21 protein-coding genes and 1 tRNA gene are annotated in these 24,145 nt (G+C 70.1%); 17 read left to right on the forward strand and 5 right to left on the reverse strand.

What is annotated here, in order from left to right:
* Positions 1-59 precede the first annotated feature (59 nt).
* The 7 genes from ileS to ispH all read left to right on the forward strand — a co-directional run bounded on the left by ileS (position 60) and on the right by ispH (position 9,135).
* Positions 60-2,852 (forward strand): isoleucine--tRNA ligase, encoded by a 2,793-nt coding sequence (ileS, locus tag Q0863_RS10700; protein WP_298578216.1) that lies wholly within the window; start codon positions 60-62, stop codon positions 2,850-2,852.
* Positions 2,849-3,352 (forward strand): signal peptidase II, encoded by a 504-nt coding sequence (lspA, locus tag Q0863_RS10705; RefSeq protein ID WP_298578218.1) that lies wholly within the window; start codon positions 2,849-2,851, stop codon positions 3,350-3,352. Before ileS ends, lspA begins: the two co-directional genes overlap by 4 nt.
* 336 nt (positions 3,353-3,688) lie before the next feature.
* The gene (locus Q0863_RS10710) at positions 3,689-5,866 is read left to right on the forward strand and encodes a TonB-dependent siderophore receptor (protein ID WP_298577859.1); all 2,178 of its coding nucleotides are present in this window, start codon (positions 3,689-3,691) and stop codon (positions 5,864-5,866) included.
* A 48-nt stretch (positions 5,867-5,914) separates the two neighbouring features.
* A complete protein-coding gene (locus Q0863_RS10715; protein ID WP_298577860.1) occupies positions 5,915-6,247 on the forward strand; it encodes a DUF3649 domain-containing protein in 333 nt (110 codons plus the stop codon).
* A 25-nt stretch (positions 6,248-6,272) separates the two neighbouring features.
* On the forward strand, positions 6,273-7,835 hold the full coding sequence (locus Q0863_RS10720; RefSeq protein ID WP_298577862.1) for a PepSY-associated TM helix domain-containing protein: 1,563 nt from the start codon (positions 6,273-6,275) through the stop codon (positions 7,833-7,835).
* A gap of 1 nt (position 7,836) precedes the next feature.
* Positions 7,837-8,109, forward strand: a complete 273-nt coding sequence (locus Q0863_RS10725; RefSeq protein ID WP_298577863.1) for a DUF3325 family protein — start codon at positions 7,837-7,839, stop codon at positions 8,107-8,109.
* Between the two features lie 75 nt (positions 8,110-8,184).
* Positions 8,185-9,135: a 4-hydroxy-3-methylbut-2-enyl diphosphate reductase gene (ispH, locus tag Q0863_RS10730; RefSeq protein WP_298578220.1), complete on the forward strand. Its 951-nt coding sequence runs from the start codon at positions 8,185-8,187 to the stop codon at positions 9,133-9,135.
* A gap of 59 nt (positions 9,136-9,194) precedes the next feature.
* Here ispH and Q0863_RS10735 read toward each other — a convergent pair.
* Positions 9,195-9,270, reverse strand: a tRNA-Thr gene (locus tag Q0863_RS10735).
* A 114-nt stretch (positions 9,271-9,384) separates the two neighbouring features.
* Positions 9,385-11,040, reverse strand: a complete 1,656-nt coding sequence (locus tag Q0863_RS10740) for a GMC family oxidoreductase (protein WP_298577864.1) — start codon at positions 11,038-11,040, stop codon at positions 9,385-9,387.
* A 95-nt stretch (positions 11,041-11,135) separates the two neighbouring features.
* Here Q0863_RS10740 and radA point away from each other — a divergent pair, with 95 nt between their 5' ends.
* Positions 11,136-12,512, forward strand: a complete 1,377-nt coding sequence (gene radA / locus Q0863_RS10745) for a DNA repair protein RadA (protein ID WP_298577865.1) — start codon at positions 11,136-11,138, stop codon at positions 12,510-12,512.
* Positions 12,509-13,093 (forward strand): hypothetical protein, encoded by a 585-nt coding sequence (locus Q0863_RS10750; RefSeq protein ID WP_298577866.1) that lies wholly within the window; start codon positions 12,509-12,511, stop codon positions 13,091-13,093. Before radA ends, Q0863_RS10750 begins: the two co-directional genes overlap by 4 nt.
* A 38-nt stretch (positions 13,094-13,131) precedes the next feature.
* Here the strand turns inward: Q0863_RS10750 and Q0863_RS10755 are convergent, their stop codons facing one another.
* Positions 13,132-14,280: a PLP-dependent cysteine synthase family protein gene (locus Q0863_RS10755; RefSeq protein WP_298577867.1), complete on the reverse strand. Its 1,149-nt coding sequence runs from the start codon at positions 14,278-14,280 to the stop codon at positions 13,132-13,134.
* Positions 14,281-14,402: 122 nt separating this feature from the next.
* Between Q0863_RS10755 and Q0863_RS10760 the strand changes: the two genes are divergently transcribed.
* Positions 14,403-15,005: a hypothetical protein gene (locus Q0863_RS10760; protein WP_298577868.1), complete on the forward strand. Its 603-nt coding sequence runs from the start codon at positions 14,403-14,405 to the stop codon at positions 15,003-15,005.
* A gap of 9 nt (positions 15,006-15,014) precedes the next feature.
* Here Q0863_RS10760 and ccsA read toward each other — a convergent pair whose 3' ends face one another.
* Positions 15,015-15,803: a cytochrome c biogenesis protein CcsA gene (gene ccsA / locus Q0863_RS10765; protein WP_298577869.1), complete on the reverse strand. Its 789-nt coding sequence runs from the start codon at positions 15,801-15,803 to the stop codon at positions 15,015-15,017.
* Positions 15,804-15,915: 112 nt separating this feature from the next.
* Here ccsA and ffh point away from each other — a divergent pair, with 112 nt between their 5' ends.
* The 7 genes from ffh (at position 15,916) to Q0863_RS10800 (ending at position 21,118) form a co-directional block, all read left to right on the forward strand.
* Positions 15,916-17,286: a signal recognition particle protein gene (gene ffh / locus Q0863_RS10770; protein WP_298577870.1), complete on the forward strand. Its 1,371-nt coding sequence runs from the start codon at positions 15,916-15,918 to the stop codon at positions 17,284-17,286.
* 4 nt (positions 17,287-17,290) lie between these two features.
* Positions 17,291-18,094 carry an aminotransferase class IV gene (locus tag Q0863_RS10775; RefSeq protein WP_298577871.1) on the forward strand — a complete coding sequence of 268 codons (804 nt, stop codon included), beginning with the start codon at positions 17,291-17,293 and terminating at the stop codon, positions 18,092-18,094.
* Between the two features lie 94 nt (positions 18,095-18,188).
* Entirely contained in the window at positions 18,189-18,446 is a 258-nt protein-coding gene (rpsP, locus tag Q0863_RS10780) for a 30S ribosomal protein S16 (protein ID WP_298577872.1), read from the forward strand.
* 35 nt (positions 18,447-18,481) lie between these two features.
* On the forward strand, positions 18,482-18,994 hold the full coding sequence (rimM, locus tag Q0863_RS10785) for a ribosome maturation factor RimM (protein WP_298577873.1): 513 nt from the start codon (positions 18,482-18,484) through the stop codon (positions 18,992-18,994).
* Positions 18,995-19,211: 217 nt separating this feature from the next.
* Positions 19,212-19,958: a tRNA (guanosine(37)-N1)-methyltransferase TrmD gene (gene trmD, locus Q0863_RS10790; protein WP_298577874.1), complete on the forward strand. Its 747-nt coding sequence runs from the start codon at positions 19,212-19,214 to the stop codon at positions 19,956-19,958.
* 141 nt (positions 19,959-20,099) lie between these two features.
* The gene (rplS, locus tag Q0863_RS10795; protein ID WP_298577875.1) at positions 20,100-20,519 is read left to right on the forward strand and encodes a 50S ribosomal protein L19; all 420 of its coding nucleotides are present in this window, start codon (positions 20,100-20,102) and stop codon (positions 20,517-20,519) included.
* Between the two features lie 212 nt (positions 20,520-20,731).
* Positions 20,732-21,118: an RNA-binding S4 domain-containing protein gene (locus Q0863_RS10800; RefSeq protein ID WP_298578222.1), complete on the forward strand. Its 387-nt coding sequence runs from the start codon at positions 20,732-20,734 to the stop codon at positions 21,116-21,118.
* Positions 21,119-21,257: 139 nt separating this feature from the next.
* Here Q0863_RS10800 and Q0863_RS10805 read toward each other — a convergent pair whose 3' ends face one another.
* Entirely contained in the window at positions 21,258-23,912 is a 2,655-nt protein-coding gene (locus tag Q0863_RS10805; protein ID WP_298577876.1) for a TonB-dependent receptor, read from the reverse strand.
* Positions 23,913-24,145: the final 233 nt, after the last annotated feature.

A 24,145-nucleotide genomic window follows, 5' to 3' on the forward strand; every position in this document is an offset into this window, starting at 1 on the left:
AAGACAACGACAGCCAGCGCTACAAGTCCACCATCCTGTTGCCCGCGACGGAATTCCCGATGCGCGGCGACCTGCCCAAGCGCGAGCCGGCCACGCTCGAGCGCTGGGAGCGCGAAGGCCTGTACGCGCGTTTGCGCGAGAACGCCGCGGGCCGGCCGCTGTTCGTGCTGCACGACGGGCCGCCCTACGCCAACGGCCAGATCCACCTGGGCCACGCGGTCAACAAGATCCTCAAGGACATCATCGTCAAGTCGAAGTATCTGGCCGGCTTCGACGCGCCCTACGTGCCGGGCTGGGATTGCCACGGCCTGCCGATCGAGATCGCGATCGAGAAGAAGTACGGCAAGGTCGGGGTGAAGCTCGATGCGGTCGAGTTCCGGCAGAAGTGCCGCGAATACGCCGAATCGCAGATCGAACTGCAGCGCCGCGACTTCAAGCGCCTGGGCGTGATCGGCGACTGGGACAACCCCTACAGGACGCTCGACTTCCGCTTCGAGGCCAACGAGATCCGCGCGCTGGCCAAGATCGTCGACAACGGCCACCTGACCCGCGGGGTCAAGCCGGTGCACTGGTGCTTCGACTGCGGTTCGGCGCTGGCCGAGGCGGAGATCGAGTACGCCGACAAGGTCTCGCCGGCGGTCGACGTGGCCTACGCCGCGCGCAGCCCGCAGGCGGTGGCGCGCGCGTTCGGCGTCGAGGTGCCGGAGGATGTCGAGGTCGCCGTGGCGATCTGGACCACCACGCCGTGGACGCTGCCGGCCTCGCTGGCGATCTCGGTGGGCGCGGCGCTGGAGTACGCCCTGGTCGAAGGCCCGGCCCACGACGGGCGGCGGCGCTGGCTGGTGCTGGCCGATGCATTGGCCGAGGGCGCGCTCAAGCGCTACGGCGTCGACGAGACGAAGGTGCTCGGCCGCGCGCTGGGCGAGAAGCTCGAAGGCATGCTGTTCGCGCACCCGTTCTACGACGGACGCGATATCCCGGTGCTGCTCGGCGACCACGTCTCGGCCGAGGACGGTACCGGCGCGGTGCACACCGCGCCCGGCCACGGCCAGGAGGACTACGCGGTCAGCAGGCAGTACGGGCTGGTCGAGAAGTACGGTGCGGCCGAACTCAACCCGGTCGACGGGCGCGGCGTCTACCTGCCCTCGACGCCGCCCGCGCATGGCGTGGCGCTGGCCGGCCAGCACATCTGGAAGGCCAACGACGCGATCGTCGAGGTGCTGCAGGCGAGCGGCGCGCTGCTGGCGCTGCGCAAGCTCGAGCACAGCTATCCCCACTGCTGGCGGCACAAGACGCCGATCGCGTTCCGCGCCACCCCGCAGTGGTTCATCTCGATGGACCAGGCCAACCTGCGCGCCGATGCGCTGGAGGCGATCAAGGGCGTGGGCTGGTTCCCAGGCTGGGGCGAGGCGCGCATCGCCGGCATGGTGGAAGGACGCCCGGACTGGACCATCTCGCGCCAGCGCACCTGGGGCGTGCCGATCGCGCTGTTCGTGCATCGCGAAACCGGCGAGCCGCATCCGCGCAGCACCGAATTGATGCGGCAGGTGGCCGACCGCGTCGAGCAGGGGGGCGTGGACGTGTGGTACACGCTCGACGCCGCCGAACTGCTGGGCGATGAAGCGGCGCAGTACGAGAAGATCACCGACATCCTCGACGTCTGGTTCGATTCGGGCGTGACCCACGAGGGCGTGCTGCTCGAGCGCGGCTTCGGCAAGCCGGCCGACCTGTACCTGGAAGGGTCCGACCAGCACCGCGGCTGGTTCCAGTCCTCGCTGCTGACCGGCGTGGCCATCGACAAGGCTGCGCCCTACAAGCAGTGCCTGACCCACGGCTTCACCGTGGACGAGCACGGTCGCAAGATGTCCAAGTCGCTGGGCAACGGCATCGAGCCGCAGGACATCATGAAGACGCTGGGCGCGGACATCCTGCGCCTGTGGATCGCCAGCGCCGACTACAGCAACGAGATGTCGCTGTCGCAGGAGATCCTCAAGCGCAATGCCGATGCCTACCGCCGCATCCGCAACACCGCGCGCTTCCTGCTGGGCAACCTCAACGGCTTCGAGCCCGCGCGCCACCTGTGCGCGCTGGAGGACATGCTGCCCTTCGATCGCTGGATCGTGCATCGCGCCTGGGAGCTGCAGGAGAAGATCGTGGCCGCCTACGCGCGCTACGACTTCGCCGAGATCGTGCAGCTGCTGCTGAACTTCTGCAGCGTCGACCTGGGTTCGCTGTACCTCGACGTCACCAAGGACCGGCTGTACACCATGCGCGAGGATTCGCGCGGCCGGCGCAGCGCGCAGAGCGCGATGTACCACATCACCGAGGCGTTCGTGCGCTGGATCGCACCGGTGCTGAGCTTCACCGCCGAGGAGATGTGGGCCTACCTGCCCGCACCCGCCGCCGGCGCCCGCGAAGCGAACGTGCTGATGGCCACCTGGTACGGGGGGCTGGCGCCGCTGCCGGCCGACGCGACGCTCTCGGCGCACGATTTCGAGCGGCTGCTCACCCTGCGCGAGAACGTGGCGCGGGTGCTGGAGCCGATGCGCGCAAGCGGCGAAATCGGCGCCGCGCTGGAAGCGGAGATCGAGCTGCACGCCGGTACCGCCGACCAGATCCGGGTGGCGCCGCTGGTCGACGAGCTGCGCTTCTTCCTGATCAGCGGCGACGTCAAGGTGCTGCCGTTCGAGGGCGAGCAGTCGCGCATCGTCGCCACGCCCACGCGCAAGCCCAAGTGCGTGCGCTGCTGGCACCACCGCGAGGACGTGGGTACGCATGGCGCGCACCCGCAGCTGTGCGGGCGCTGCGTGTCCAACGTCGAAGGCCCCGGCGAAGACAGGAAGTGGTTCTGATGGCCCGTCCCAGCCCCAATGCGCTGCCCTGGCTGGCCCTGTCGGCGCTCGTCATCGTCCTCGACCAGCTGAGCAAGTGGTGGGTGCTCACCAGCCTGCCCGAGTACACGCCGATCCCCGTGATCGAAGGCTTTTGGAACTGGTATCGCACCTACAACACCGGCGCCGCCTTCAGCTTCCTGGCCGACGCCGGCGGCTGGCAGAAATGGTTCTTCACCGTGCTGGGCGTGGGCATCAGCGTCCTGCTCGGACATTGGCTGTCGCGTACGCCGCGGGCCGACTGGCGCACGGCGCTGCCGTTCGCGCTGGTGATCGGCGGCGCGCTGGGCAACATCATCGACCGGCAGGTGCACGGCCACGTGGTCGACTTCATCCAGTGGTACTGGAAGGACTATTACTGGCCCGCGTTCAACATCGCCGACTGCGCGGTGGTGGGCGGTGCGATCGGCATCGTGCTGTTTGGGCTGTTCCAGGGGAAAACGGCCGCAAAGCGGTCGTGAAGCCGGTCCGCCTGCGCGGCGCGCGGCGATCACGGTCGCGCCGTGCGGATGGCGGACTGGCGTAGCAGCGGCGCACGGGAAGGCATCCTGCCGGGACGGGACGCGACGGGCTGTCGTGCCCGTCCGTCGGCGGCGTCGCGACCATGGGCAGAGGACGGTCAGCCGTGGCGGCGACTCGCCGGTCGCCAGCCTGACTCTGAATACGCCCGGCGTCGTCCAGGAGGTGGAGTGGGCAGCCCTCGAGAACATGCAAAGAGTCCCATTTGCATCTGCTAATGACTCTCATTAACCTGTGCGTCCGCCGGGTCTGGGCCCGGATCCCCACGGACGTCCTGAATGCCGCAATCCTCCTGCCGCGCGCTGCACGCCGCGCCGTTCGCTCCCACCGCGCTGTCGGTCGTGGTGGCCGCCACCCTGGCCATCATGGCCGCAGCCACGCCAAGGCCGGCCATGGCCTCGGGCGAGGGCTCGGGGGAGGCGGCACTGGCGGACCCGACCACGCTGGACCGGATCGAGGTGCACGGCAGTCGCCGCTCCGGCTATGCCGCCCCGCCATCGAGCGCCGGCACCGGCCTGTCGCTGACACCTCGGCAGACGCCGCAGTCGGTGAGCGTGCTGGGCCGCGAGCAGCTCGAGGACTTCGGCCTGGACAACCTCAACGACGCCCTGGAGTCGACCAATGGCATCGTGGTGGAGCGGGTCGAGACCAGTCGCACCTACTACACCGCCCGCGGCTTCGACATCACCAACTTCCAGTTCGACGGACTCGGCGTGCCGCTGCCATACGGCATCCAGAACGGCGACATCGACACCGCCCTGTTCGACCGCATCGAGGTGCTGCGCGGCGCCAACGGCCTGATGTCTGGCACGGGGAATCCATCGGCCACGGTCAATTTCGTGCGCAAGCGTCCGGGCGACGCGTTCGAAGCCGCGGCGCACGCGACCTTCGGCAGCTGGAAGCGCCGCCGCGTCGACGCCGACCTGTCCGCACCGCTCGGCAGTGGCGTGGTGCGCGGCCGCGTGGTCGGCGCGTACGAGGACGGCGACAGTTACCTCGACCGCCATTCGCTCGAGAAGTCCGTTGTCTACGGCGTGCTCGAGGCCGACCTGGGCGACGACACCCTGCTCACCGCCGGCATCTCGCGCCAGGACAACAACGCCGATAGCCCGCTGTGGGGCGCGCTGCCGCTGTACTACAGCGATGGCGCGCCGACCGACTACGACACCGGCACCAGTACCGCCTCCGACTGGTCGTACTGGGACACGCGCGACACGCGCAGCTTCGTTGAACTCGAGCACGCCTTCGGCAACGGCTGGAACCTGCGCGCGGCGATCAACCACCACGAGAAGATCGAGGACGCGGAGATCTTCTACGTCTACGGCGTACCGGACCGCGAGACCGGCCTGGGGCTGTTCTCCTATCCGTCGGCCTACGACGTGACGGTGCGTGCCCTGCACGCCGACGTGCGTGCCAGCGGCGCACTGCAGCTGGGTGGACGCAGCCACGAACTGGTCGTCGGCGCCAGTTGGGCGGACAGCAACGTGCGCGAAGTCTCGTGGTACGGAAACGACATCGGCACCGCGCTGCCACCGCTGGAAGCCTTCGACGGCCGTTATCCGAAGCCGGCGTTCGACCTGTTCTCCGATGTGTCCGACTTCGACTTCCGTCGGGACACGGTCTATGCCAACGTGCGCTGGAACCTGGCCGACACGTTGCGCCTGACGACCGGGGCCAACCATTCGAAGGTGCGGATGGACGGCATCGGTTACGGCGCCCCGAAATCGACCGACGCCTCGAAGACCACGCCCTTCGTCGGCACGGTCTGGGACTTCGCGCCGGCCTACTCGCTGTACGCGGCCTACGGCGGCATCTTCGCGCAGCAGACCGAGCAGGACGCGAGTGGAACGCCGCTGGATCCGATCGAGGGCCGCAACCTCGAAGCCGGCATCAAGGGAGAATGGTTCGACGGGCGCCTCAACGCGTCGGCATCGGCGTTCCGGGTGCGCCAGGACAACCTCGCGCGGTCAATCGGCTTCGATCCCGGGACCGGTCGATCGATCCATGAAGGGCAGGATGCGCGCTCCGAGGGCGTCGAACTGGAGGTCGCTGGCGAGCTCGGCGACACCTGGTCGCTGGCGGCCGGTTTCACCCGGCTCGACGTCGAGGATGCCGACGGCAACGATGCGCGCACCTATGTCCCGCGATCGATGCTGCGCGCGTCCGCGGTCGCGCGGATCGCTGCAGTGCCGGGCCTGCGCGTCGGCGGATCGTTGCGCTGGCAGGACGACATCCATCGCGAGGCGTTGCTGGCTGACGGCGCGGCGATCGAGATCCGCCAGGACAGCTATGCAGTGCTCGGGCTGATGGCGGGCTACCGTGCCGGCAACGGCTGGGAAGCGACCCTGAACCTCGACAACCTGACCGACGAGAAGTACATCGCCAGCCTGTACTGGGAGCAGGGCTACTACGCCACGCCGCGCAGTGCGTCGCTGACCATCGGCTACCGGTTCTGAGCGAGCGGATCAGTACGCGCGCGTTGCAGCGAAGACAACGGAGACGTCATGACGCCCCAGGCCGCGATCCAGGCAACCCCGAAACGTCCACCCGCGCGCTGGCGCCATGCCGGCGAAGTGATCCTGCGCACGCTGGCCGCCGTGTTCGGCGGCTACCTGCTCGCCCACGCGTTTTCCGCGCTGTCGGCGTCGGTGCTGCCGTTCGCGCGGCCCGATCGCGTGGTGGCCGGCGCGTTGCTGGCGTTCCCGGTGTGGTGCGCGGCGGCGGTGTACGCGTTCGGCGCACGCGACTGGAGGCGCGCCGTCGGGATCCCGCTGGTGCTGGCGCTGGCCATGCTCGGCCTGGCGGCGTTGCTCGCGGAGCAGGCGGTGCGTCCATGAACCCGGTCGGACGGAGGGGAAGCCGATGAAGAACTCGCTGCGCCAGGCGATGGCCTGGCTCCATACCTGGTCGGGCCTGCTCGCGGGCTGGCTGCTGTTCGTGATCTTCGTCGGCGGGACCATCGCCTGCTTCGATCGCGAACTCGACGACTGGGCGCGACCCTCGCTGCACGACCTGTCCGGCGCGCAGCCGACCCGGTTCGACGCCGCGTTCGCGCGCGTGCGCGAGCAGGCGCCCGACGCGCACGTGTGGTGGGCGCACGTGTCGGGCGAACGCAAGCGCGGCATGGAGGCGTTCTGGTTCAACGACGACGGCAGCGAGGGCCACGTGCTGCTCGATCCGCGCGACGGCGGCGAGATTCCCGCCTCCGGTCCCGGCCAGTTCTTCTTCGAACTGCATTACGACCTGCATGCCGGCCTGTGGGGCATGTACATCGTCGGCTTCACCGGGATGCTGATGCTGGTGGCGCTGGTCGCGGGCGTGATCACCCACAAGAAGATCTTCAAGGACTTCTTCATGCTGCGCTGGCGCGGTGGTGGCCAGCGTGCGTGGCTCGACGGCCACAACCTGGCAGGCGTGCTGGGCCTGCCATTCCACCTGATGATCGCCTACACGGGCGTTGCGATCTTCGCCGCCAGCTACATCTTCGGTGGCACCCAGGCCGCGTACGGCGGCGACGTCGAGAAGTTCTACGAGGAAGCCGGCGGCTTCTACGAGCGGCCGGAGATCGGCAGGCCGCTGCAGTCGCTGCATTCCATCGACGCCCTGGTTGCGGATGCGCAGCGGCGCATGGGCGTGCCGGTCGAATGGGCCTCGATCCACCATCCAGCCGACGCCAGCGCCATGATCTCGTTCGGCACCGGGCACTCGCGCCGGGTCGCCTGGGACATGCAGCAGGTGCACTACGACGCCGCCACCGGCGCGTTCGTGCACCAGTCGACTCCGGCGACCCCAGGCTACGACACCTACGCCTTCCTCGGCGGCCTGCACATGGCCCAGTTCGGCGGCGCGCCGCTGCGCTGGCTGTACTTCGTGCTCGGCCTGGCCGGCTGCGTGATGCTGGCCAGCGGCATGCAGGTCTGGGTACGCAAGCGCGAGCAGCGGGCAGCGCTGGCCGGGGCGCTGAGCGGTTACGGCCTGGTGCGCGCGCTGAACGTGGGCGTGGTCGCGGGCATGCCGCTGGCGTGCGCGACGATGCTGGTCGCCAACCGCCTGCTGCCGGCCACGCTGGCCGACCGGGCCGGGGCCGAGGTCGCCGTGTTCTGGTCCGCCTGGGCCGTGGCCGCCGCCTGGGGCGCGATCCGCGAACGCGGCGGACGCGGCTGGCGCGACCTGTTCGCCGCCACCGCGGCCATCATGCTGGCGATCCCGGTGGCGAACCTGCTGACCGCGCCGCACAGCCATCTGCTGGCCACCGTGGCCCGGGGCGACTGGGCGCTGGCGGCGGTGGACTTGGTGGCGGCCGGATGCGCGCTCGCCTTCGCGGCGTTGGCGCGCCAGGCGCAGCGCGGCCATCGGCTGGCCCGTCCCGTCGTGCGGCCGGCGGCACCGGCGCGCCGCGCCATTGCCGGCCAGGAGGGCGCCTGACATGGTGGTGCTGGGCACCCTGATGATCCTTGCCGGCTGGTGGCTGCTGGCCGCCGCCATGCCGCCGTGCCAGGTGTCGCGGGCGCGTCGCCTGCGCGTGGCGGGCGCGCTCGCGCTTGCACTGAGCCTGGGCTGCTATCTCCACGCCATCGGGTTCGAGCAGGGGCCGGTGTTCTGGGCGGCCGCATTGATGCTGGGCGCGCTGGCGGTCGCACTGCTGCGCGCCGCGACCGGCCCGGACGGCCGCCGCCCGCGACGCCGCGAGCCGCGATAGAGCCGCTCGCGGGGCTGCCGGGCGGCACGCCGTGTTCCGGCGCGGTTGCCCGCCGGAGCGCTACACTTGCACCTCATGGACATCGTCCTCGCCAATCCCCGCGGCTTCTGCGCCGGCGTCGACCGCGCGATCGAGATCGTCAAGCGCGCGATCGAGACGCTGGGCGCGCCGATCTACGTGCGCCATGAAGTCGTGCACAACCGGTTCGTGGTCGAGGACCTGCGCCGGCGCGGCGCGGTGTTCGTCGAGGAACTCGACGAAGTGCCCGACGGCAACACGGTCATCTTCAGCGCCCACGGCGTCTCGCAGGCGGTGCGCGAGGAGGCGGAACGGCGCGGCCTGAAGGTCTTCGACGCGACCTGCCCGCTGGTCACCAAGGTGCACCTGGAAGTCGCGCGCCAGTGCCGGGCCGGGCGCGACGTGGTGCTGATCGGCCACGCCGGGCATCCCGAGGTCGAGGGCACCATGGGGCAGTGGAAAGCCGAGGCCGGCAGCGGTCGCATCTACCTGGTCGAAGACCTGGAGGACGTGGCCTGGCTGGATCCGTCGCAGCCGACCAACATTGCCTACACCACGCAGACCACGCTCTCGGTCGACGACACCCGCGACATCATCAGCGCATTGCGCGCACGCTTCCCGCTGATCCAGGGGCCGAAGAACGACGACATCTGCTACGCCACCCAGAACCGCCAGGATGCCGTGCGCGAGCTGGCGCAACAGTGCGACCTGGTGCTGGTGGTCGGTTCGCCAAACAGCTCCAACTCCAACCGCCTGCGCGAGCTGGCCGAGCGCGATGGCGTGGAGTCCTACCTGATCGACGGCGCCGCCGAGATCGATCCGGAATGGCTGGTCGGTCGCCGCCACATCGGCGTCACCGCCGGCGCCTCGGCCCCCGACGTGCTGGTGCAGGGCGTGCTGGCGCGCCTGCGCGAACTGGGCGCCAGCGGCGTGCGCGAACTGCACGGCGAACCGGAAAGCATGGTGTTCGCGCTGCCCAAGGAACTGCGCCTGCAGCTGGTCGACTGAGGCTTTCCTCCCGGCGCCGCCACGAAAAAAGCCCCGCGATGCGGGGCTTTTGACGTATCTGGTGCCGGAAATAGGAATCGAACCTACGACCTACGCATTACGAATGCGCCGCTCTACCAACTGAGCTATTCCGGCAAGGGTCGCAGATTCTAGGCGCTCGCACCGGTCCGGTCAAAGGGCGCGGCCACTCGCCGCGCCGGCCGGGGGACGGCGCACCCGGACGCGGGCCACGCCGGATCGCGAGAATGGCTACAGCATCCCCAGCATCGTCAGCTCCGGCATCCTCAGCCGCAGTTCGTCGGCCAGCCGGATCGCCAGCGCGGTGATGGTCAGGGTCGGGAACGACCAGCCGCCGGTCGGGAACACCGAACTGCCGGCCACGTAGAGGTTGTCGATGCCGTGCACCCGGCACTGCCGGTCGACCACGCCGTCGGCGGGCGCGTCGGACATGCGCGTGGTGCCCATGTGGTGCGCGGTGGCCTGGACCGGAGGCGGCTGGTCGGGCTCGCGCAGCCAGGCGGCCGGCTCGAAGCGGCAACCGTATTCGGCGGCGACGTCCCGTCCAACGAGCAGCGAGGTGGCGCGGATGTTGTCGAGGTCCTGCTGGTTGAGCCGCCAGTCCACCTGCGCCTTGCGCAGGCCCAGGGCGTCCCTGCGGTCCGACAGGGTGATCCGGCTGGCGCGGTCGGGCGCCTGTTCGAAATAGCCGACCATCTCCACGCGGTCCGCCGGGACCACCGGGCGGCCGGCGAGCTTGCGGACTCCCGCCATGGTGATCCCGGGGGCGTGCCGGACGGCGCGCAGGGCCAGCTGCCCGGCGGCTTCAGACGGCGCGGATCGCTGCACGGGCAGGTCCCGGGCGAGTCCGTCGAGCATGGCCTGCTCGACGGCGTTGCCGGCGTCCGTGGCGACGGTCCGCAGCGATGCGCGCAGCTGGCGCAGCGAGCGCAGGCCGGGCGATGCGCGCTCCACCGCGAACGGCCAGAAGCGGGCGTTGAGCAGGCGGCCGGCATGCTGGGCGGTGCCCGACAGGCTCAGCTGGTGGGTCGCCAGCCCACGATCCAGCGGCCGCCTGCACCAGCCGGCCAGGCGCTCGACCTGGCCGCCGTGGAAACTGCCCACGTTGCAACGCGGATGGTCCATGAAGCAGCGGCCGACCATGTCGTGGAGATTGCCCAGGCCCTGCGCCACCACGTCGTCGGACAGCAGCAGCAGCCGCGCATTCTCGATCCCGCCCGCAGCGAGGACGAAGCAGCGCGCGTCGACGTGGCCGCGGCGGCCGTCGGTGCCGCCGATGACCGCGCGTCGCACGGCGCGGGCATCGCCGGTTGCCTGGAGCTGCATCAGGTTGGCGTGCAGCACCAGGTGCACGTTGGGCGAGGACTGCAGCATCGGCAGGTGCAACTGTCCGAAATCCTGCGGACTCATGCGGCAGACCCGGCTTTCCAGGCTCGCGGCCGGCTGCCTGGGCGTGGCCGGCGGAGGCTGGTAGCTGCCGTCTTCGAACGCATCGGATTCGACTCCGCACACGTGGTTGGCGCGCGCGTAATAGGGTGCGAGCGCGTCCCAGCCGAGCGGCCAGCCGCTTCCGGGAAGCCACTCGCGCCGCGCCAGTTCCAGCGAACTCATCGGGATGCAGCCGCCGCCCCAGATGCGGGTGGCGCCGCCCAGCGCGCGCAGCCGGCTGATCGCCGCGTCGAACGCCTGCGGGCCGACGGAGACGGCGGCGTTCAGCGCCTGGCTGTCGTGTTCGCCCTGCAGTCCGCCGCCTTCCAGCAGCAGCACCCGCCAGGCACTCCCGGCCAGTTCGCGGGCGATGGTGAGGCCGGCCGGCCCACCTCCGACGATGCACAGGTCCGCGTCGAAGACGTCGGGGCAGCCCGAGGAGCGAAAGTCAGAAATCATCCGTGTCCACTTTCCCGTCCGGAGGGGAGCCGGTCTCAGCTCCCGGTATTGCGCTCCGGTACGCTGTGGCCCGGATCTACAGGGCAAACGCGGATATGGCCAAAGCACGGACAGCTTACGTGTGCAACGAGTGCGGTGCGGACTTCAGCAAGTGGCAGGGCCAGTGCGGCGCCTGCGGTGCCTGGGACACGCTGTCGGAGATCGTGGTGGAAGCCGCCGCGGTGGCCAGGTCGCCGGCCGCGCGCCGCAGCGGCTGGGCCGGCAAGGTCGATCCGCCCAGGGTCACCGCGCTCAAGGACGTGCAGCAGGGCGCGGAGGTGCGCGTGTCCACCGGCATCGGCGAGTTCGATCGCGTGCTCGGCGGCGGGCTGGTGGCCGGCGCCGTGGTGCTGGTCGGCGGCGATCCGGGCATCGGCAAGTCGACCCTGCTGCTGCAGGCGGTGGCCTCGATGGCGACCTCCCTGCCGGGCCTGTACGTCACCGGCGAGGAATCGCTGGCACAGGTCGCCGGGCGCGCCGCGCGGCTGGGCCTGCCGCTCGAAGGCGTGGACGCGCTGGCCGAAACCGGGATCGAACGCATCCTCGAACAGGCCGCGCAGCTGCGGCCGCGGATCATCGTGGCCGATTCGGTGCAGACGCTGTGGACCGAGTCGCTGACCGCCGCGCCCGGGTCGGTGAGCCAGGTGCGCGAGAGCGCGGCGCGGCTGGTCCGCTACGCCAAGGAAACCGGCACGGCGGTGTTCCTGGTCGGCCACGTTACCAAGGAAGGCGGCATTGCCGGTCCGCGCGTGCTCGAGCACATGGTCGATGCGGTGCTGTACTTCGAGGGCGATTCGGGCAGCCGCTTCCGCGTCCTGCGCGCATTCAAGAACCGCTTCGGCGCGGTCAACGAGCTGGGTGTGTTCGCGATGGGCGACAGGGGCCTGAAGGAGGTGCCCAACCCGTCGGCGATCTTCCTGTCCGGCGGCAGCGCGCAGCAGCCCGGCAGTTGCGTGATGGTCACGCGCGAAGGCACGCGGCCGCTGCTGGTCGAGGTGCAGGCGCTGGTCGATGCCTCGCCGCTGTCCAATCCGCGCCGGGTCGCGGTGGGCCTGGAAGGCAACCGCATGGCCATGCTGCTGGCGGTCCTGCACCGGCATGGCGGCGTGGTCACCGGCGACCAGGACGTGTTCGTGAACGTGGTCGGCGGCATCCGCGTGCAGGAAACCGCGGCCGACCTGCCGGTGCTGCTGTCGGTGCTGTCCTCGCTGCGCGACGCGCCGCTGCCGGACAAGACGATCGCCTTCGGCGAGGTCGGGCTGTCGGGCGAGATCCGCCCGGTCCCCAATGGCGAGGAGCGGCTGAAGGAGGCGGCCACGCACGGCTTCCTGCGCGCGATCGTCCCGAGGGCGAACGCGCCGAAGGCGGGCAGCTACAAGGGCATGCAGGTGATCGGGGTGGAGCGGCTGGCCGACGCGCTGGAACAGGTATGAGCGATCCTGCGCGGCGGTTCGCGCGCTGGCCGTTCGCGCGCGTGGTTTCGGTGGCGCTGCATCCGTTCGCCGTGTTCGTCATGCTGGCGCTGGTCGCGGCGTGGCGGCTGGATCCGGCCAGCCTCCCGCGCACGGCGGCGGGTATCGCGGCCGCGGTGGCGATCGTCTGGGCTTTCGTGCTGCATCGGCGGCATACGGGACGCTGGCAGACGGTCGATGCCTCGCGGCCGCACGAGCGCCCGGCACTCTACCTGCTCGCCCTGGCGGTGGCCGGCGGCTACTGGTGGTGGATGGGCGGGCGTGCATCCAGCGCCTCGGCCGGCGTGCTCGCGGTGGTGGCCATGCTGTGCGTGGCCGGCCTGGCCAACCGCTGGATCAGGCTGTCGCTGCACATGGCCAGCCTGGCGTTCGCGGGCGTCGCGCTGCTGGGACTGTGGCCGGCGGCCGGAGGCGTCGCGCTGGCCCTGCTGCCGCTGCTGGGGTGGTCGCGGCTGCGGATGGGGCGGCACGCAGTGGCGGAAGTCCTGGGCGGCACCATGCTGGGACTGGCCTGCGGCGCCGTGCCGCTGGTGCTGCGGTGAGCCTTTCGCTGCCTGCGCAACGACGGCCTTGACGCGTGTCAGCCGCGTTCGTGGCGTGATACCGGCAGCAGGTCGGGCAGGGCGCCGTCGCCGTCCGCGGCTGCGGCGATGACGCGGTCGGCGTCGTCCAGTTCGATCCCCTCGGCCGCGTACCAGTCCGGGTTGTAGTAGCTGTGCGCGTAGCGCTCGCCACCGTCGCACAGGATGGTGACGATGGAACCGGACTCGCCGCGCGCCCGCATCGACTGCGCCACCCGCAGCACGCCGACGAAGTTGGTGCCGGTGGATCCGCCGACGCGGCGCCCCAGCCGGCGGTTGACGTAGCGCATCGCCGCCAGGCTCAGCGAATCGGGCACCTTGACCATGGCGTCGACGCAGCCGGCGATGAAGCTTGGTTCCGGCAGCGGCCGGCCGATGCCCTCGATCCGCGAGGCCGGTGCCGGCGCCTGCGGAGACGGCCGTCGCTGCGCCAGCGCCGCGTAATGCGCGTGGAAGGCCGAATGCTGCGGATCGGCGCACAGCACCCGCGTGGCGAAGCCGCGATAGCTCGCGTAGCGGCCGATGGTCGCGCTGGTGCCGCCGGTGCCGGCGCTGCACACCACCCAGGCGGGCACCGGGTGGGGTTCCTGCTCCATCTGCCGGAAGATCGATTCGGCGATGTTGTTGTTCGCACGCCAGTCGGTGGCGCGCTCGGCGTAGGTGAACTGGTCCATGAAGTGGCCGCCGCTTTCGCGCGCCAGCCGCACCGACTCGGCCGCGATGTCGCCCGCGTCGCGCACCAGGTGGCAGCGCCCGCCGTGGAATTCGATCGCCGCGATCTTCTCGGGCGAGGTGGAGGCCGGCATCACCGCCACGAACGGCAGTCCGAGCAGCCTGGCGAAATAGGCTTCCGAGACCGCGGTCGAGCCGCTCGAGGCCTCCACCACGGTGCTGCCCGCGTGCAGCCAGCCGTTGGCGAGCGAATACAGGAACAGCGAACGCGCGAGGCGGTGCTTGAGGCTGCCGGTGGGATGGCTGGATTCGTCCTTGAAGTACACGTCCACGCCGGGGAAGCCCGGCAGCGCCAGCGGAATCAGGTGGGTGTCCGCGGAACGATTGAAATCGGCCTCGATCCGCCGGATGGCCGCGCTGGTCCAGGTGTGGTGGCCGCAACAGGCGAGGTGGCTGGATTCGTCGATGAAGGGCATGTCGGACAGCGGGGCCGGGGAACGGTCATTCTCGCCGATTCCCCGGCGGTATACCGGCGCATCTGGTTTGCGCCGTGCATGCGACACCGGCAGACTGCCGTGATCGCATAGGAGATGCACGCATGCCGGATGGAATCCGTTGCCTGGGTCGGGCCCTGTTCGCCCTGGTCCTGCTGCTGGCTGCAGCGACATCAAGCGCTGAAGCGCCCATCGAACGGCTCGGCGTCCCCGGGCCGCTCCAGCTGGATGGGCAGGCGTTCCATTTCGTCTGGAGCAGCCACCCCTTCCCGCACTTCTACAAGCAGGAATATCTGCCCGAAGGACAGGTACTGACCCGTTACGGGCAGATGCTGATGATCGACGTGCTGCTCGGCGATGCCGGCCCGCGAGAACTGGCGCAGTTCAAGGTGGCAGAGTTGGAGGCGCGGAAAGCCGGCGACCCCGTGGTGAATTACGATTTGATCATGAAGGAAGACGGGTCGAGCTACCTGCTCGACTTCGTCGTCTCGGGTCGCACGTCGGGTGGGGAAATGATCGTCGAGTGGAACGCCTACCGCTACGAAGCGCTACCGGGCGGCGCGGTGATGCTGGGCATCAGCCGCCGCGGCTATGGGCACGACGGGGGGCGCAGTTTCCTCGTGGATGAGATGAAGCCGCGGCGGCAGGCCTGGATCTCGGAGCTGGCGCGGCTGGACATGCCCCCGATCGCGCTGCCCGTCCCCTGACTGGCCCGCTCAGGTTCGCTGCAGCAACAGCTCCAGCACGAACTTGCTGCCGAAGAACGCCAGGACCAGCAGCGCCATGGCCACCAGGGTCAGGCGCACGGCCTTGGCGCCACGCCAGCCGCGGCGCCAGCGCCCGACCAGCAGCGCGCCGAACACCAGCCACGACAGCATGCTGAGCACAGACTTGTGGATCAGGTGCTGGGCGAAGAAGTCGTGCACGAACAGCACGCCGGTCAGGAGCGTGGCCGTGAGCAGCACGAAGCCAACCCAGATCGTGCGGAACAGCAGCGTTTCCAGTTCGGTCAGCGGCGGCAGCACCCGCAGCCAGGCGTGGAATTCGCGCCGCCGCAGGGCGCGTTCCTGCATCCACAGCATGATCGCCAGCACCGCGGCGATCGCCAGCGTGGCGTAGGCCAGCAGCGCCAGCCAGGCGTGCAGTTCCAGGCGCCAGTCGAGATCGCGCGCGACCCGACCGGCCGCAAGCGTGTAGCCGGCCAGCGACGCCGCCGCCACCGGGAACACCACCACGCCCAGCGCGCCCATGCGCCCGCTCGCCGCATACAGCGTGGTCAGCGCCGCCATGCCCAGCGCGACCAGCGACAGCGCTGAGAAGAAGTGCAGGTCCACGCCGCCGGCGGCCCGCCAGGCCAGGAAATGGACCAGGCCGTGCAGGGCGACCGCACTCACCGCGGTCAGCTGCCAGAAGCCGGTGCCGGCCCCGCGCTGCGCCTGCAGCCGGCGCACCACCAGCCAGGCGGCCAGCAGGTAGAACGCGGCGGCGATGAGAACGATTGGCATCGCGAAAGTGTCGCACGAACCCGTCGCCCCGGGCAGCCGTCGCGACCGCATCGACAGGCCGGCGGCGGCCGCCCGCTATAATCGGCAGCCCTGTTTCCACGATGTTTCCGCCATGTTCGAATCGCTCACCCAGCGCCTGTCCGGCACCATCGACCGCCTGCGCGGCCGCGGCCGGCTGACCGAGGAGAACATCCGCGAGGCCACCCGCGAGGTGCGCATCGCGCTGCTCGAGGCCGACGTCGCCCTGCCGGTGGTGCAGGCCCTGATCGAGCGCATCAAGGTGCGCGCGGTCGGCCAGGAGGTGCTCAAGTCGCTGACCCCGGGCCAGGCGCTGATCAAGGTGGTGCGCGACGAGCTGACCGCGGTGATGGGCGCGCAGGCCAGCGAGCTGAACCTCAACGTGCCCGCACCGGCGGTGATCCTGATGGCCGGTCTGCAGGGCGCCGGCAAGACCACCACGGTCGGCAAGCTGGCCCGCCTGCTCAAGGAAAAGCGCAAGAAGAAGGTGATGGTGGTCAGCGCCGACGTCTACCGGCCGGCCGCGATCGAACAGCTCAGGACGCTGGCCGGGCAGACCGGCGTGCTGTTCTTCCCGTCCGAAGCCGGGCAGAAGCCCGAGGACATCGTCCGCGCCGCGATCGCCGATGCCAAGAAGTCCTTCGCCGACGTGCTGATCGTCGACACCGCCGGCCGCCTCGCCATCGACGAGGCGATGATGGCCGAGATCAAGGCGCTGCACGCCGCGGTCAATCCGGTCGAGACGCTGTTCGTGGTCGACTCGATGACCGGCCAGGACGCGGCCAACACCGCCAAGGCCTTCGGCGAGGCGCTGCCGCTCACCGGCGTGGTGCTGACCAAGACCGACGGCGACGCCCGCGGCGGCGCGGCGCTGAGCGTGCGCTACATCACCGGCCGGCCGATCAAGTTCATCGGTACCAGCGAGAAGACCGACGGCCTGGACGTGTTCCATCCCGAGCGCGTGGCCAGCCGCATCCTCGACATGGGCGACGTGCTGTCGCTGGTCGAGCAGGTCGAGCAGCAGGTCGACAAGGACAAGGCCCAGAAGCTGGCCGAGAAGGTCGCCAAGGGCAAGAAGTTCGACCTCAACGACATGCGCGACCAGCTCGAGCAGATGCAGAGCATGGGCGGCATCGGCAGCCTGATGGAGAAGCTGCCCGGCATGGGCCAGGTGCCCGAGCACCTCAAGCAGCAGGTGCAGCAGAGCAGGGAAGTGCCGCGGATGATCGCCATCATCGGTTCGATGACCAAGAAGGAACGTCGCAACCCGGCCCTGCTCAACGGTTCGCGCCGCGCGCGCATCGCCGCCGGGTCCGGCACCCATCCGTCCGACGTCAACAAGCTGATGAAGCAGTACCAGCAGATGGAAAAGATGATGGGCAAGATGGCTCGCGGCGGCATGAAGGGCATGATGCGCGGCCTGCAGGGGATGATGGGCGGCATGGGGCGGATGCCGTTCCGTTGAGCGCATGAGCCTGGCCTTCCTCGACGGCCGGCCGGCCAGCGCCGACGACCTGCGCGCGCTGGCGCTGGCCAACTACGGCCACTTCACCTCGATGCAGGTGCGCGGGCGTGCGGTGCAAGGACTCGAACTGCACCTGCACCGGCTGAAAGCCGCGACCCGCGAACTGTTCGACGCCCGCCTCGACGACGCCCGCATCCGCGAGGCGATCCTGGCTGCACTGGATGCGGCAGTCGCCGACGACGCCAGCGTGCGCGTCACGGCCTATGCGCGCGACTTCGACTACGCCCGGCCCGACCGGACGCTGCCGGTCGACCTGCTGGTTTCGCTCAACCCGCCGCGCCAGGCGCAGGCCGGGCCCGCCTGGGTCAAGACCTACGCGTTCCAGCGCCCGCTGCCGCATCTCAAGCACGTTGGCACCTTCCCGCTGTTCCAGCACCGGCGGCAGGCACTGCGCGAAGGCGTGGACGACGCGCTGTTCGTCGACGCCAGGGGCCGGATCAGCGAGGGGTCGGTGTGGAACATCGGCTTCTGGGACGGGCGCCAGGTGGTCTGGCCGCAGGCCGAAGCCCTGCGCGGCACCGCCGAGCGCCTGCTGCAGGCCGGCCTGGCGGAAACCGGCGTCGCCCAGCGGCATGCGCCGGTGGAGGCGCGGGCGCTGGCGGGGATGCGCGCGGCGTTCGCGGCCAATGCGACCGGGATCTGGCCCATCGCGGGGATCGACGAGACGACGCTGCGGCCGGATCCGGCCCTGATCGAGGCGCTGGCGGCGGCCCTGCGCACCCAGCCCTGGCGGCCGCTGGCGGGCTGACGGCCGACCCCGGGGTTCCGCGCGCCGGGCCGATGCCCTACAATTGCCGGCTTACCTCGCCATCCTGGCGACTGGGCAATACCGAGAACGCACCATGGTCAAGATCCGCCTTACCCGCGGCGGCGCGAAGAAGCGCCCCTTCTACCACATCATCGTCACCGACTCGCGCAGCGCGCGCGACGGCCGCAACATCGAGCGCGTGGGCTACTACAACCCCGTTGCCCAGGGCGCCGAGCAGCGCGTGGTGCTGGACACCGCCCGCGTCGACCATTGGGTCAAGCAGGGTGCGCAGCTGACCGACAAGGTCCGCAACCTGTACCGCGACGCCGTCAAGGCCGCTCCGGCCGCGTGATGGCCGGATTGCGCGCCGCGCAATCCACGCAAGCAATGAACGACCAGGCGCGCCGCATCCTCATGGGCAGGATCCACGGCGCGTTTGGCGTGCGTGGCGAAATGAAGCTCGAGTCCTTCAGCGAACCGCCCGAGGCGATCTTCCGCTACCTGCCGCTGACCATGCGCACCGCGCAGGGCGTGGAGCGCGAACTCGAGGGCGCCCGCGGCCGCACCACTACCAAGGGCATCGTCATGCGCCTGCCGGAGGTGGAGGACCGCGACGCGGCCGAAGCGCTGCGCGGCGCGGAGATCTTCGTCCCGCGCACCGCGCTGCCGCCGCCCAGCCCCGGCGAGTACTACTGGGTGGACCTGGAAGGCCTGCGCGTGGTGAATACCGACGGCGTCGATTTCGGCGTGGTCTCGCACCTGTTCTCCACCGGCGCCAACGACGTGCTGGTGGCGCGCGGGGATCGCGAACGGATGATCCCCTTCCTCCAGCCCGACTACATCGTCTCGGTCGACTTCGACGCAGGTTGCATCACCGTCGACTGGGACGCGGAATTCTGACATCGCGCCCGCGGCCGGGCGACCGGGCAGGGCTTCGGACCGGGACGACGACTTGCGTCGTGGGCGGGGCGGCGGCCAGGCTGTCACCCGAGCTTCAACCCGGTGCGGTCGACGCGATTGCCGCGACCGGATTGACCGCCGCGGCGGAACGTCGAACTCCGCGTCCGCCTCGACACCTGCCGCGACTCCCGATCCCCCCGATCCAGCCGCCAATCCCATGCGCATCGACCTGATCAGCCTGTTCCCCGAGTTCGTCGCCCAGTGCGCCGGCTTCGGCGTGGTCGGGCGCGCGCAGGAGCGCGGGCTGCTGTCGATCCAGGGCTGGAATCCACGCGACTACGCCGAAGGCAACTACCGCCGCGTCGACGACCGGCCTTTCGGCGGCGGCCCCGGCATGGTGATGCTGATCGACCCGCTGCGCGCCGCGATCCGCGCCGCGCGCGCGGCCGACCCGGCATCGGCCAGGGTCATCTACCTCAGCCCGCAGGGGCGGCCGCTGACCCAGGCGGTGGTCCGGGAACTGGCCGGGCGCGAGCGGCTGATCCTGCTGTGCGGGCGCTACGAGGGCGTGGACGAGCGCCTGGTGGCGGCCGAGGTCGACGAGGAGCTGTCGATCGGCGACTACGTGCTTTCGGGCGGGGAACTGGCCGCCGCCGTTGTCATCGACGCGGTCGCGCGGCTGCAGGAGGGCGCGCTGAACGACGCCGACTCCGCCGCCCAGGACAGCTTCGAGGCCGACGGCCTGCTCGACTGCCCGCACTACACCCGGCCGGTGCAGCATGAGCTGGGCGCCGTGCCGGAGGTACTGCTGTCGGGCAACCACGCCGAGATCGCGCGCTGGCGCCGCCGCCAGTCCCTGCTGCGCACCCGCGAGCGGCGTCCGGACCTGCTTGCCCACGCCGGGCTCAGTGCCGCCGATCGCCGCTGGCTGGACGGGGCCGGGGAGCCGGGCTCGTCCGACTGAACGGCCCCTTGGCCCCGCGCCCGGGAATGCGGCTATAATACGCGGCTGACCCGTCCCAAGGCGGGCAGCCATAGCCAAGAGCGTGCGTCCACGTGCACCACGCCTGACAACGACTCCAACAGGCTTTATCGAGATCCCGCCATGACCACCAAGCCCTCCCTGAATACCCTGCTGCAGCAGTTCGAAACCGAACAGGTGCAGCGCCAGCTTCCCGATTTCGGCCCCGGCGACACCGTCGTCGTCAACGTCAAGGTCAAGGAAGGCAACCGCGAGCGCGTCCAGGCCTATGAAGGCGTGGTCATCGGCAAGAAGAACGCCGGCCTCAACTCCTCGTTCACCGTGCGCAAGATCTCGCACGGCTTCGGCGTGGAGCGCGTGTTCCAGACCCACAGCGCGACCATCGACTCGGTCGAGGTGAAGCGCCGCGGCAAGGTGCGCGCCGGCAAGCTGTACTACCTGCGTGGCCTGGAAGGCAAGAAGGCGCGCATCAAGGAAGACCTGTCGCACCACGCCAAGGCCAAGGCCGCGGCCGCGGCTGCGGCGGCCGAATCCGCCGAGTAACTCCGGCGCTTCGCTTCCGGTTCGCAGACGGCCGCCGCAGGGCGGCCGTTCGCGTTTCCGGGCCGCGGACCGGTATCCCGCGCGCGCGACCGGCCGACGCCGGGCGCGTTCGGGACGAGGCCCTGCGGGTTTTCGCGGCGACGCGGCGTCTTGCCGGCGCCTTCGCGCGCCGCCGATACAATCGCGCCGTGGAACAGACGCACGACGACACGATGCAACCGGTCCGCCTCGATCTGTGGCTGTGGGCCGCGCGCTTCTTCAGGACGCGCGCGCTGGCCAGGCAGGCCATCGACACTGGCAAGGTCCAGCTCGGCGGCCAGCGGGCCAAGGCTTCGCGCGCGGTGCGCGTGGGCGACGCCCTGAGCGTGGAGCGGGCTGGCGAGCTCTTCGAGATCGAGGTCGCCGGGCTGTCGGATACGCGCGGCCCGGCCCCGGTGGCGCAGGCGCTGTATGTCGAACACGAGACCTCGCGCGCCCGGCGCGAGGCGCAGCGCGAACAGGCGCGCGCCGAGCGCAACGGCTACCGTCCGCCGGAGTCCCGCCCCGACAAGCGCGCGCGCCGGCTGATCCGTGCGCTGGGCGACATCGACGCGACCTGAGCCGGGGCTCGCGCCGTGCCGAACCGCGCCAGCCAGGCCCGTGTGGAGGGAAGGGCAGGCGCCGCCGCGCTGCGGCCAACCCGACAGACAAAAAAAGCCCGCGCATCCTGCGATGCGCGGGCCGGTCGCCTGGCGTGGTTCAGTAGCGCACGCGCAGCGTCACCCCGTACATCCGCGGCGCGGCCGGGAAGGCGTTGAAGGTGTTGAGCGGATTGCCCGGATCCGGGAACAGGCCCTGGAGTGGCGCATCGAAGCCCACCTGCACGTACTCGGTGTCGGTGATGTTGGTGCCCCACAGCTCGACCATCCAGCGGCTGTCGCTGGCACCGATGCCGAAGCGGGCGTTGACCACCGTGTAGGACGACTGGTGCTTCTCCACGTCGAGGTCCGAACCGGTGTTGTAGTCGCCCATGTACTTGGCGCCGATGTTGAAGCGGCCGACCATGGCGTTGCTGAAATCCCACTCGTAGGTCACCGCCATCGAGCCGGACCATTCCGGTGCGAACGGCATGGTCGCCCCGGGCAGCTTGTACAGCGCGCCCGACGTGCTCAGCGGGGTGCGCTGCTCGAAGTCCACGCCCGGGATGTCGCTGCCGAACGTGGTGTCGGCATACATCAGGCCGCCCTGCAGCATCAGGCCCTGCACCGCCTGTGGTTGCCACAGGATCTCCGCGTCCAGGCCGGTCGAGGTCACCTTCGGGATCGAGCGCACCACGAAGCTGGTGCCCAGGAAGCTGTTGAGCTGGAAGTCCTCGTATTCCTGGTGGAACACGGTGGCGTTGAGCAGCAGCGAGCCGTCCGCCCAGGTGGTCTTGGCGCCCAGCTCGTAGCTGTCGACGAACTCGGCCGCGAACGAGGTGTCCAGCACCGGCGTGATGCCCGCGCCGCTGGCCGAATCGCCGTCGGCCGACTGCACCCGGTCGAGGTTGAAGCCGCCGCCCTTGTAGCCGCGCGCGGCCGACAGGTAGGTCATGACGTTTTCGTTCCAGCGGTAGGCCGCCTTCAGCGTGCCCGACCACTCCTTCTCCTCGCTTTCCTGGTAGCTGTCGCGGGCCGGCGAGTTGTGCAGCGCATTGGCCCAGGGCAGGCACATGTAGCCGGCGATCTGCGGACCCGCCGAGGCCATGATCGCGTCCTGTACCGGACCGGGCAGCCCGGCGAAGGCGCTGCTGCGCGAACTCAGCGCGGCACGCAGTCGCGCGTAGCGCGCCGGATTGAGCGGATTCTGGTCGGCCAGGGTGCCCGTGCAGGCCAGGCTGCCATTGGGGTTGCTGTAGTTGGAGGTCAGCTCCTTGTCTTCGCGGGTATAGCGCAGGCCCAGGGTGATATCGAGCGCGTCGGTCGCGTGCCAGGTGTTGTTGGTGAACAGCGCCAGGCTCCTGGCGTTCTGCTGGTAGCGGTCGAGCGCGCCCAGGCCGGCGAAACCGGTGCCGTAAGGCGTGCCGCCCACCTGCGACAGGAATGCCGCGGCCGGAATGCCCATCGGGTTGTCCAGCGGCACGCCGGCCGCGGCCAGGCTCTGTCCGACCAGTTGGTAGACCAGGGTGGAGACGTAGGGCTCGTAGTGCGGGCCGATGCGGTAGCTCTCGTTGCGGTCGAGGTCCTCGTCGGAATAGAACATGCCGACCATCCAGTCGAGCCGGTCGGTCGAACCGGTCAGGCGCAGTTCCTGGCTGAAGGTTTCGAAGCCGGTGAACGACTCGTCCTCGTTGGCGTTGCGGTAGATCAGGTCGGCGGTGCTGAAGTCGTAGTCCAGGCCGTTGATGGCCTGCCATTCGCGCGAGGCGGTGATCGAGGTCAGGGTGGCGCCGCCGAAGGCGCCGATGTCCCAGTTGACCTCGGCCGAGACGCCGTTTTCCTTGATGTCCTGGCTGGTCGGGCGGTTGCTGTAGGCGACGCGGTCGAACGGGTCGTCGCCGGGCGCGGCCACGGCCTGGCCGCCGGCCAGCGCGTTGAGGATCGGGGCGGTGCCGCCGACGGTGGTCTGCACCGCCGTGCAGCAGTTCTCCTCGCGGCTGGTGAAGTCGGCCGACAGCAGGATCTCGAGTTCGTCGGACGGCTCGAACAGCAGCTTGCCGCGCACGGTGTGGAAGTTCTGGTCGTAGTCCTCGTCCTCGGTACGCGGGCCGTTGCCCGTTTCCACGTCCATCCAGCCGTCGCGCTTGCGCTTGGCGGCGTAGATGCTGAACGCGGCGCTGTCGCTGAAGGCGTCGTTGTAGCTGCCGGCCACGCCCAGCGCGCCGTAGTTGCCGGCGGTGACCTCGGCCTCGGCGCTCTGCGTGTAGCCCGGGCGGCGGGTGATCACGTTGATCACGCCGGCCGAGGTGTTCTTCCCGAACACCGTGCCCTGCGGACCCTTGAGCACCTCGATGCGCTCGAGCTGGCCCAGGTCGCCGAAGCCGACGCTGTTGCGCGGCCGGTATACGCCGTCGATCACCACGCCGACCGAGGATTCCAGGCCGACGTTGTCGCCCACCGTACCGATGCCGCGGATGCGCGCGGTGGTGATGGCCTCGTTCTGGGTGCTGGTGACCGTGAGGCCCGGCACCAGGATCTGCATGTCCTTGATGTCGCGCACGCTGGCGTCGCGCAGCAGCTGTTCGTCGAGCGCGGTGACCGAGATCGGCACGTCCTGCAGCGCTTCCTCGCGCTTCTGGGCGGTGACGGTGAGGGTGGCCAGCGTCCTGGTTTCCTCGGGCGCGGGCTCCTGGGCGGCCGCCGGCGCGGCCGTGGAAACGATCGCCGAGAACAGGGCGATGGCGAGTGTCGTGCGCTGCGGATGGCGTGCTGCCATGGAACTCCCCCAAATGGATTGAATGGCGATGCGGTGACGCGTAGTGGGTGCTGCGACAACGATGCGCGGCCCGGCGCCGGGAAGCCGGCGGCGGACTCCGGGAGGGGTCGGCCCGCGTGGGGGACTGGCCGAGGTCCGGAAGAGTGGAGCGAACGAAAACCTAACATACTTCGCGGCCTTGGGAAGCCGTCCGTGCTTTTCCGTATGGAGGACGGCGTCCGGGCGGCTTCCCG

The sequence above is a fragment of the uncultured Luteimonas sp. genome, assembly GCF_947492465.1.
Classification (GTDB): Bacteria; Pseudomonadota; Gammaproteobacteria; order Xanthomonadales; family Xanthomonadaceae; genus Luteimonas.

Coding starts and splice junctions, on each gene's coding strand:
- ileS (WP_298578216.1), top strand. CDS start 60: ATGCGCGGCGACCTGCCCAAGCGCGAGCCGGCCACGCTCGAGCGCTGG.
- Q0863_RS10710 (WP_298577859.1), top strand. CDS start 3,689: ATGCCGCAATCCTCCTGCCGCGCGCTGCACGCCGCGCCGTTCGCTCCC.
- Q0863_RS10715 (WP_298577860.1), top strand. CDS start 5,915: ATGACGCCCCAGGCCGCGATCCAGGCAACCCCGAAACGTCCACCCGCG.
- Q0863_RS10720 (WP_298577862.1), top strand. CDS start 6,273: ATGAAGAACTCGCTGCGCCAGGCGATGGCCTGGCTCCATACCTGGTCG.
- Q0863_RS10725 (WP_298577863.1), top strand. CDS start 7,837: ATGGTGGTGCTGGGCACCCTGATGATCCTTGCCGGCTGGTGGCTGCTG.
- ispH (WP_298578220.1), top strand. CDS start 8,185: ATGGACATCGTCCTCGCCAATCCCCGCGGCTTCTGCGCCGGCGTCGAC.
- Q0863_RS10740 (WP_298577864.1), bottom strand. CDS start 11,040: ATGATTTCTGACTTTCGCTCCTCGGGCTGCCCCGACGTCTTCGACGCG.
- radA (WP_298577865.1), top strand. CDS start 11,136: ATGGCCAAAGCACGGACAGCTTACGTGTGCAACGAGTGCGGTGCGGAC.
- Q0863_RS10750 (WP_298577866.1), top strand. CDS start 12,509: ATGAGCGATCCTGCGCGGCGGTTCGCGCGCTGGCCGTTCGCGCGCGTG.
- Q0863_RS10755 (WP_298577867.1), bottom strand. CDS start 14,280: ATGCCCTTCATCGACGAATCCAGCCACCTCGCCTGTTGCGGCCACCAC.
- Q0863_RS10760 (WP_298577868.1), top strand. CDS start 14,403: ATGCCGGATGGAATCCGTTGCCTGGGTCGGGCCCTGTTCGCCCTGGTC.
- ccsA (WP_298577869.1), bottom strand. CDS start 15,803: ATGCCAATCGTTCTCATCGCCGCCGCGTTCTACCTGCTGGCCGCCTGG.
- ffh (WP_298577870.1), top strand. CDS start 15,916: ATGTTCGAATCGCTCACCCAGCGCCTGTCCGGCACCATCGACCGCCTG.
- Q0863_RS10775 (WP_298577871.1), top strand. CDS start 17,291: ATGAGCCTGGCCTTCCTCGACGGCCGGCCGGCCAGCGCCGACGACCTG.
- rpsP (WP_298577872.1), top strand. CDS start 18,189: ATGGTCAAGATCCGCCTTACCCGCGGCGGCGCGAAGAAGCGCCCCTTC.
- rimM (WP_298577873.1), top strand. CDS start 18,482: ATGAACGACCAGGCGCGCCGCATCCTCATGGGCAGGATCCACGGCGCG.
- trmD (WP_298577874.1), top strand. CDS start 19,212: ATGCGCATCGACCTGATCAGCCTGTTCCCCGAGTTCGTCGCCCAGTGC.
- rplS (WP_298577875.1), top strand. CDS start 20,100: ATGACCACCAAGCCCTCCCTGAATACCCTGCTGCAGCAGTTCGAAACC.
- Q0863_RS10800 (WP_298578222.1), top strand. CDS start 20,732: ATGCAACCGGTCCGCCTCGATCTGTGGCTGTGGGCCGCGCGCTTCTTC.
- Q0863_RS10805 (WP_298577876.1), bottom strand. CDS start 23,912: ATGGCAGCACGCCATCCGCAGCGCACGACACTCGCCATCGCCCTGTTC.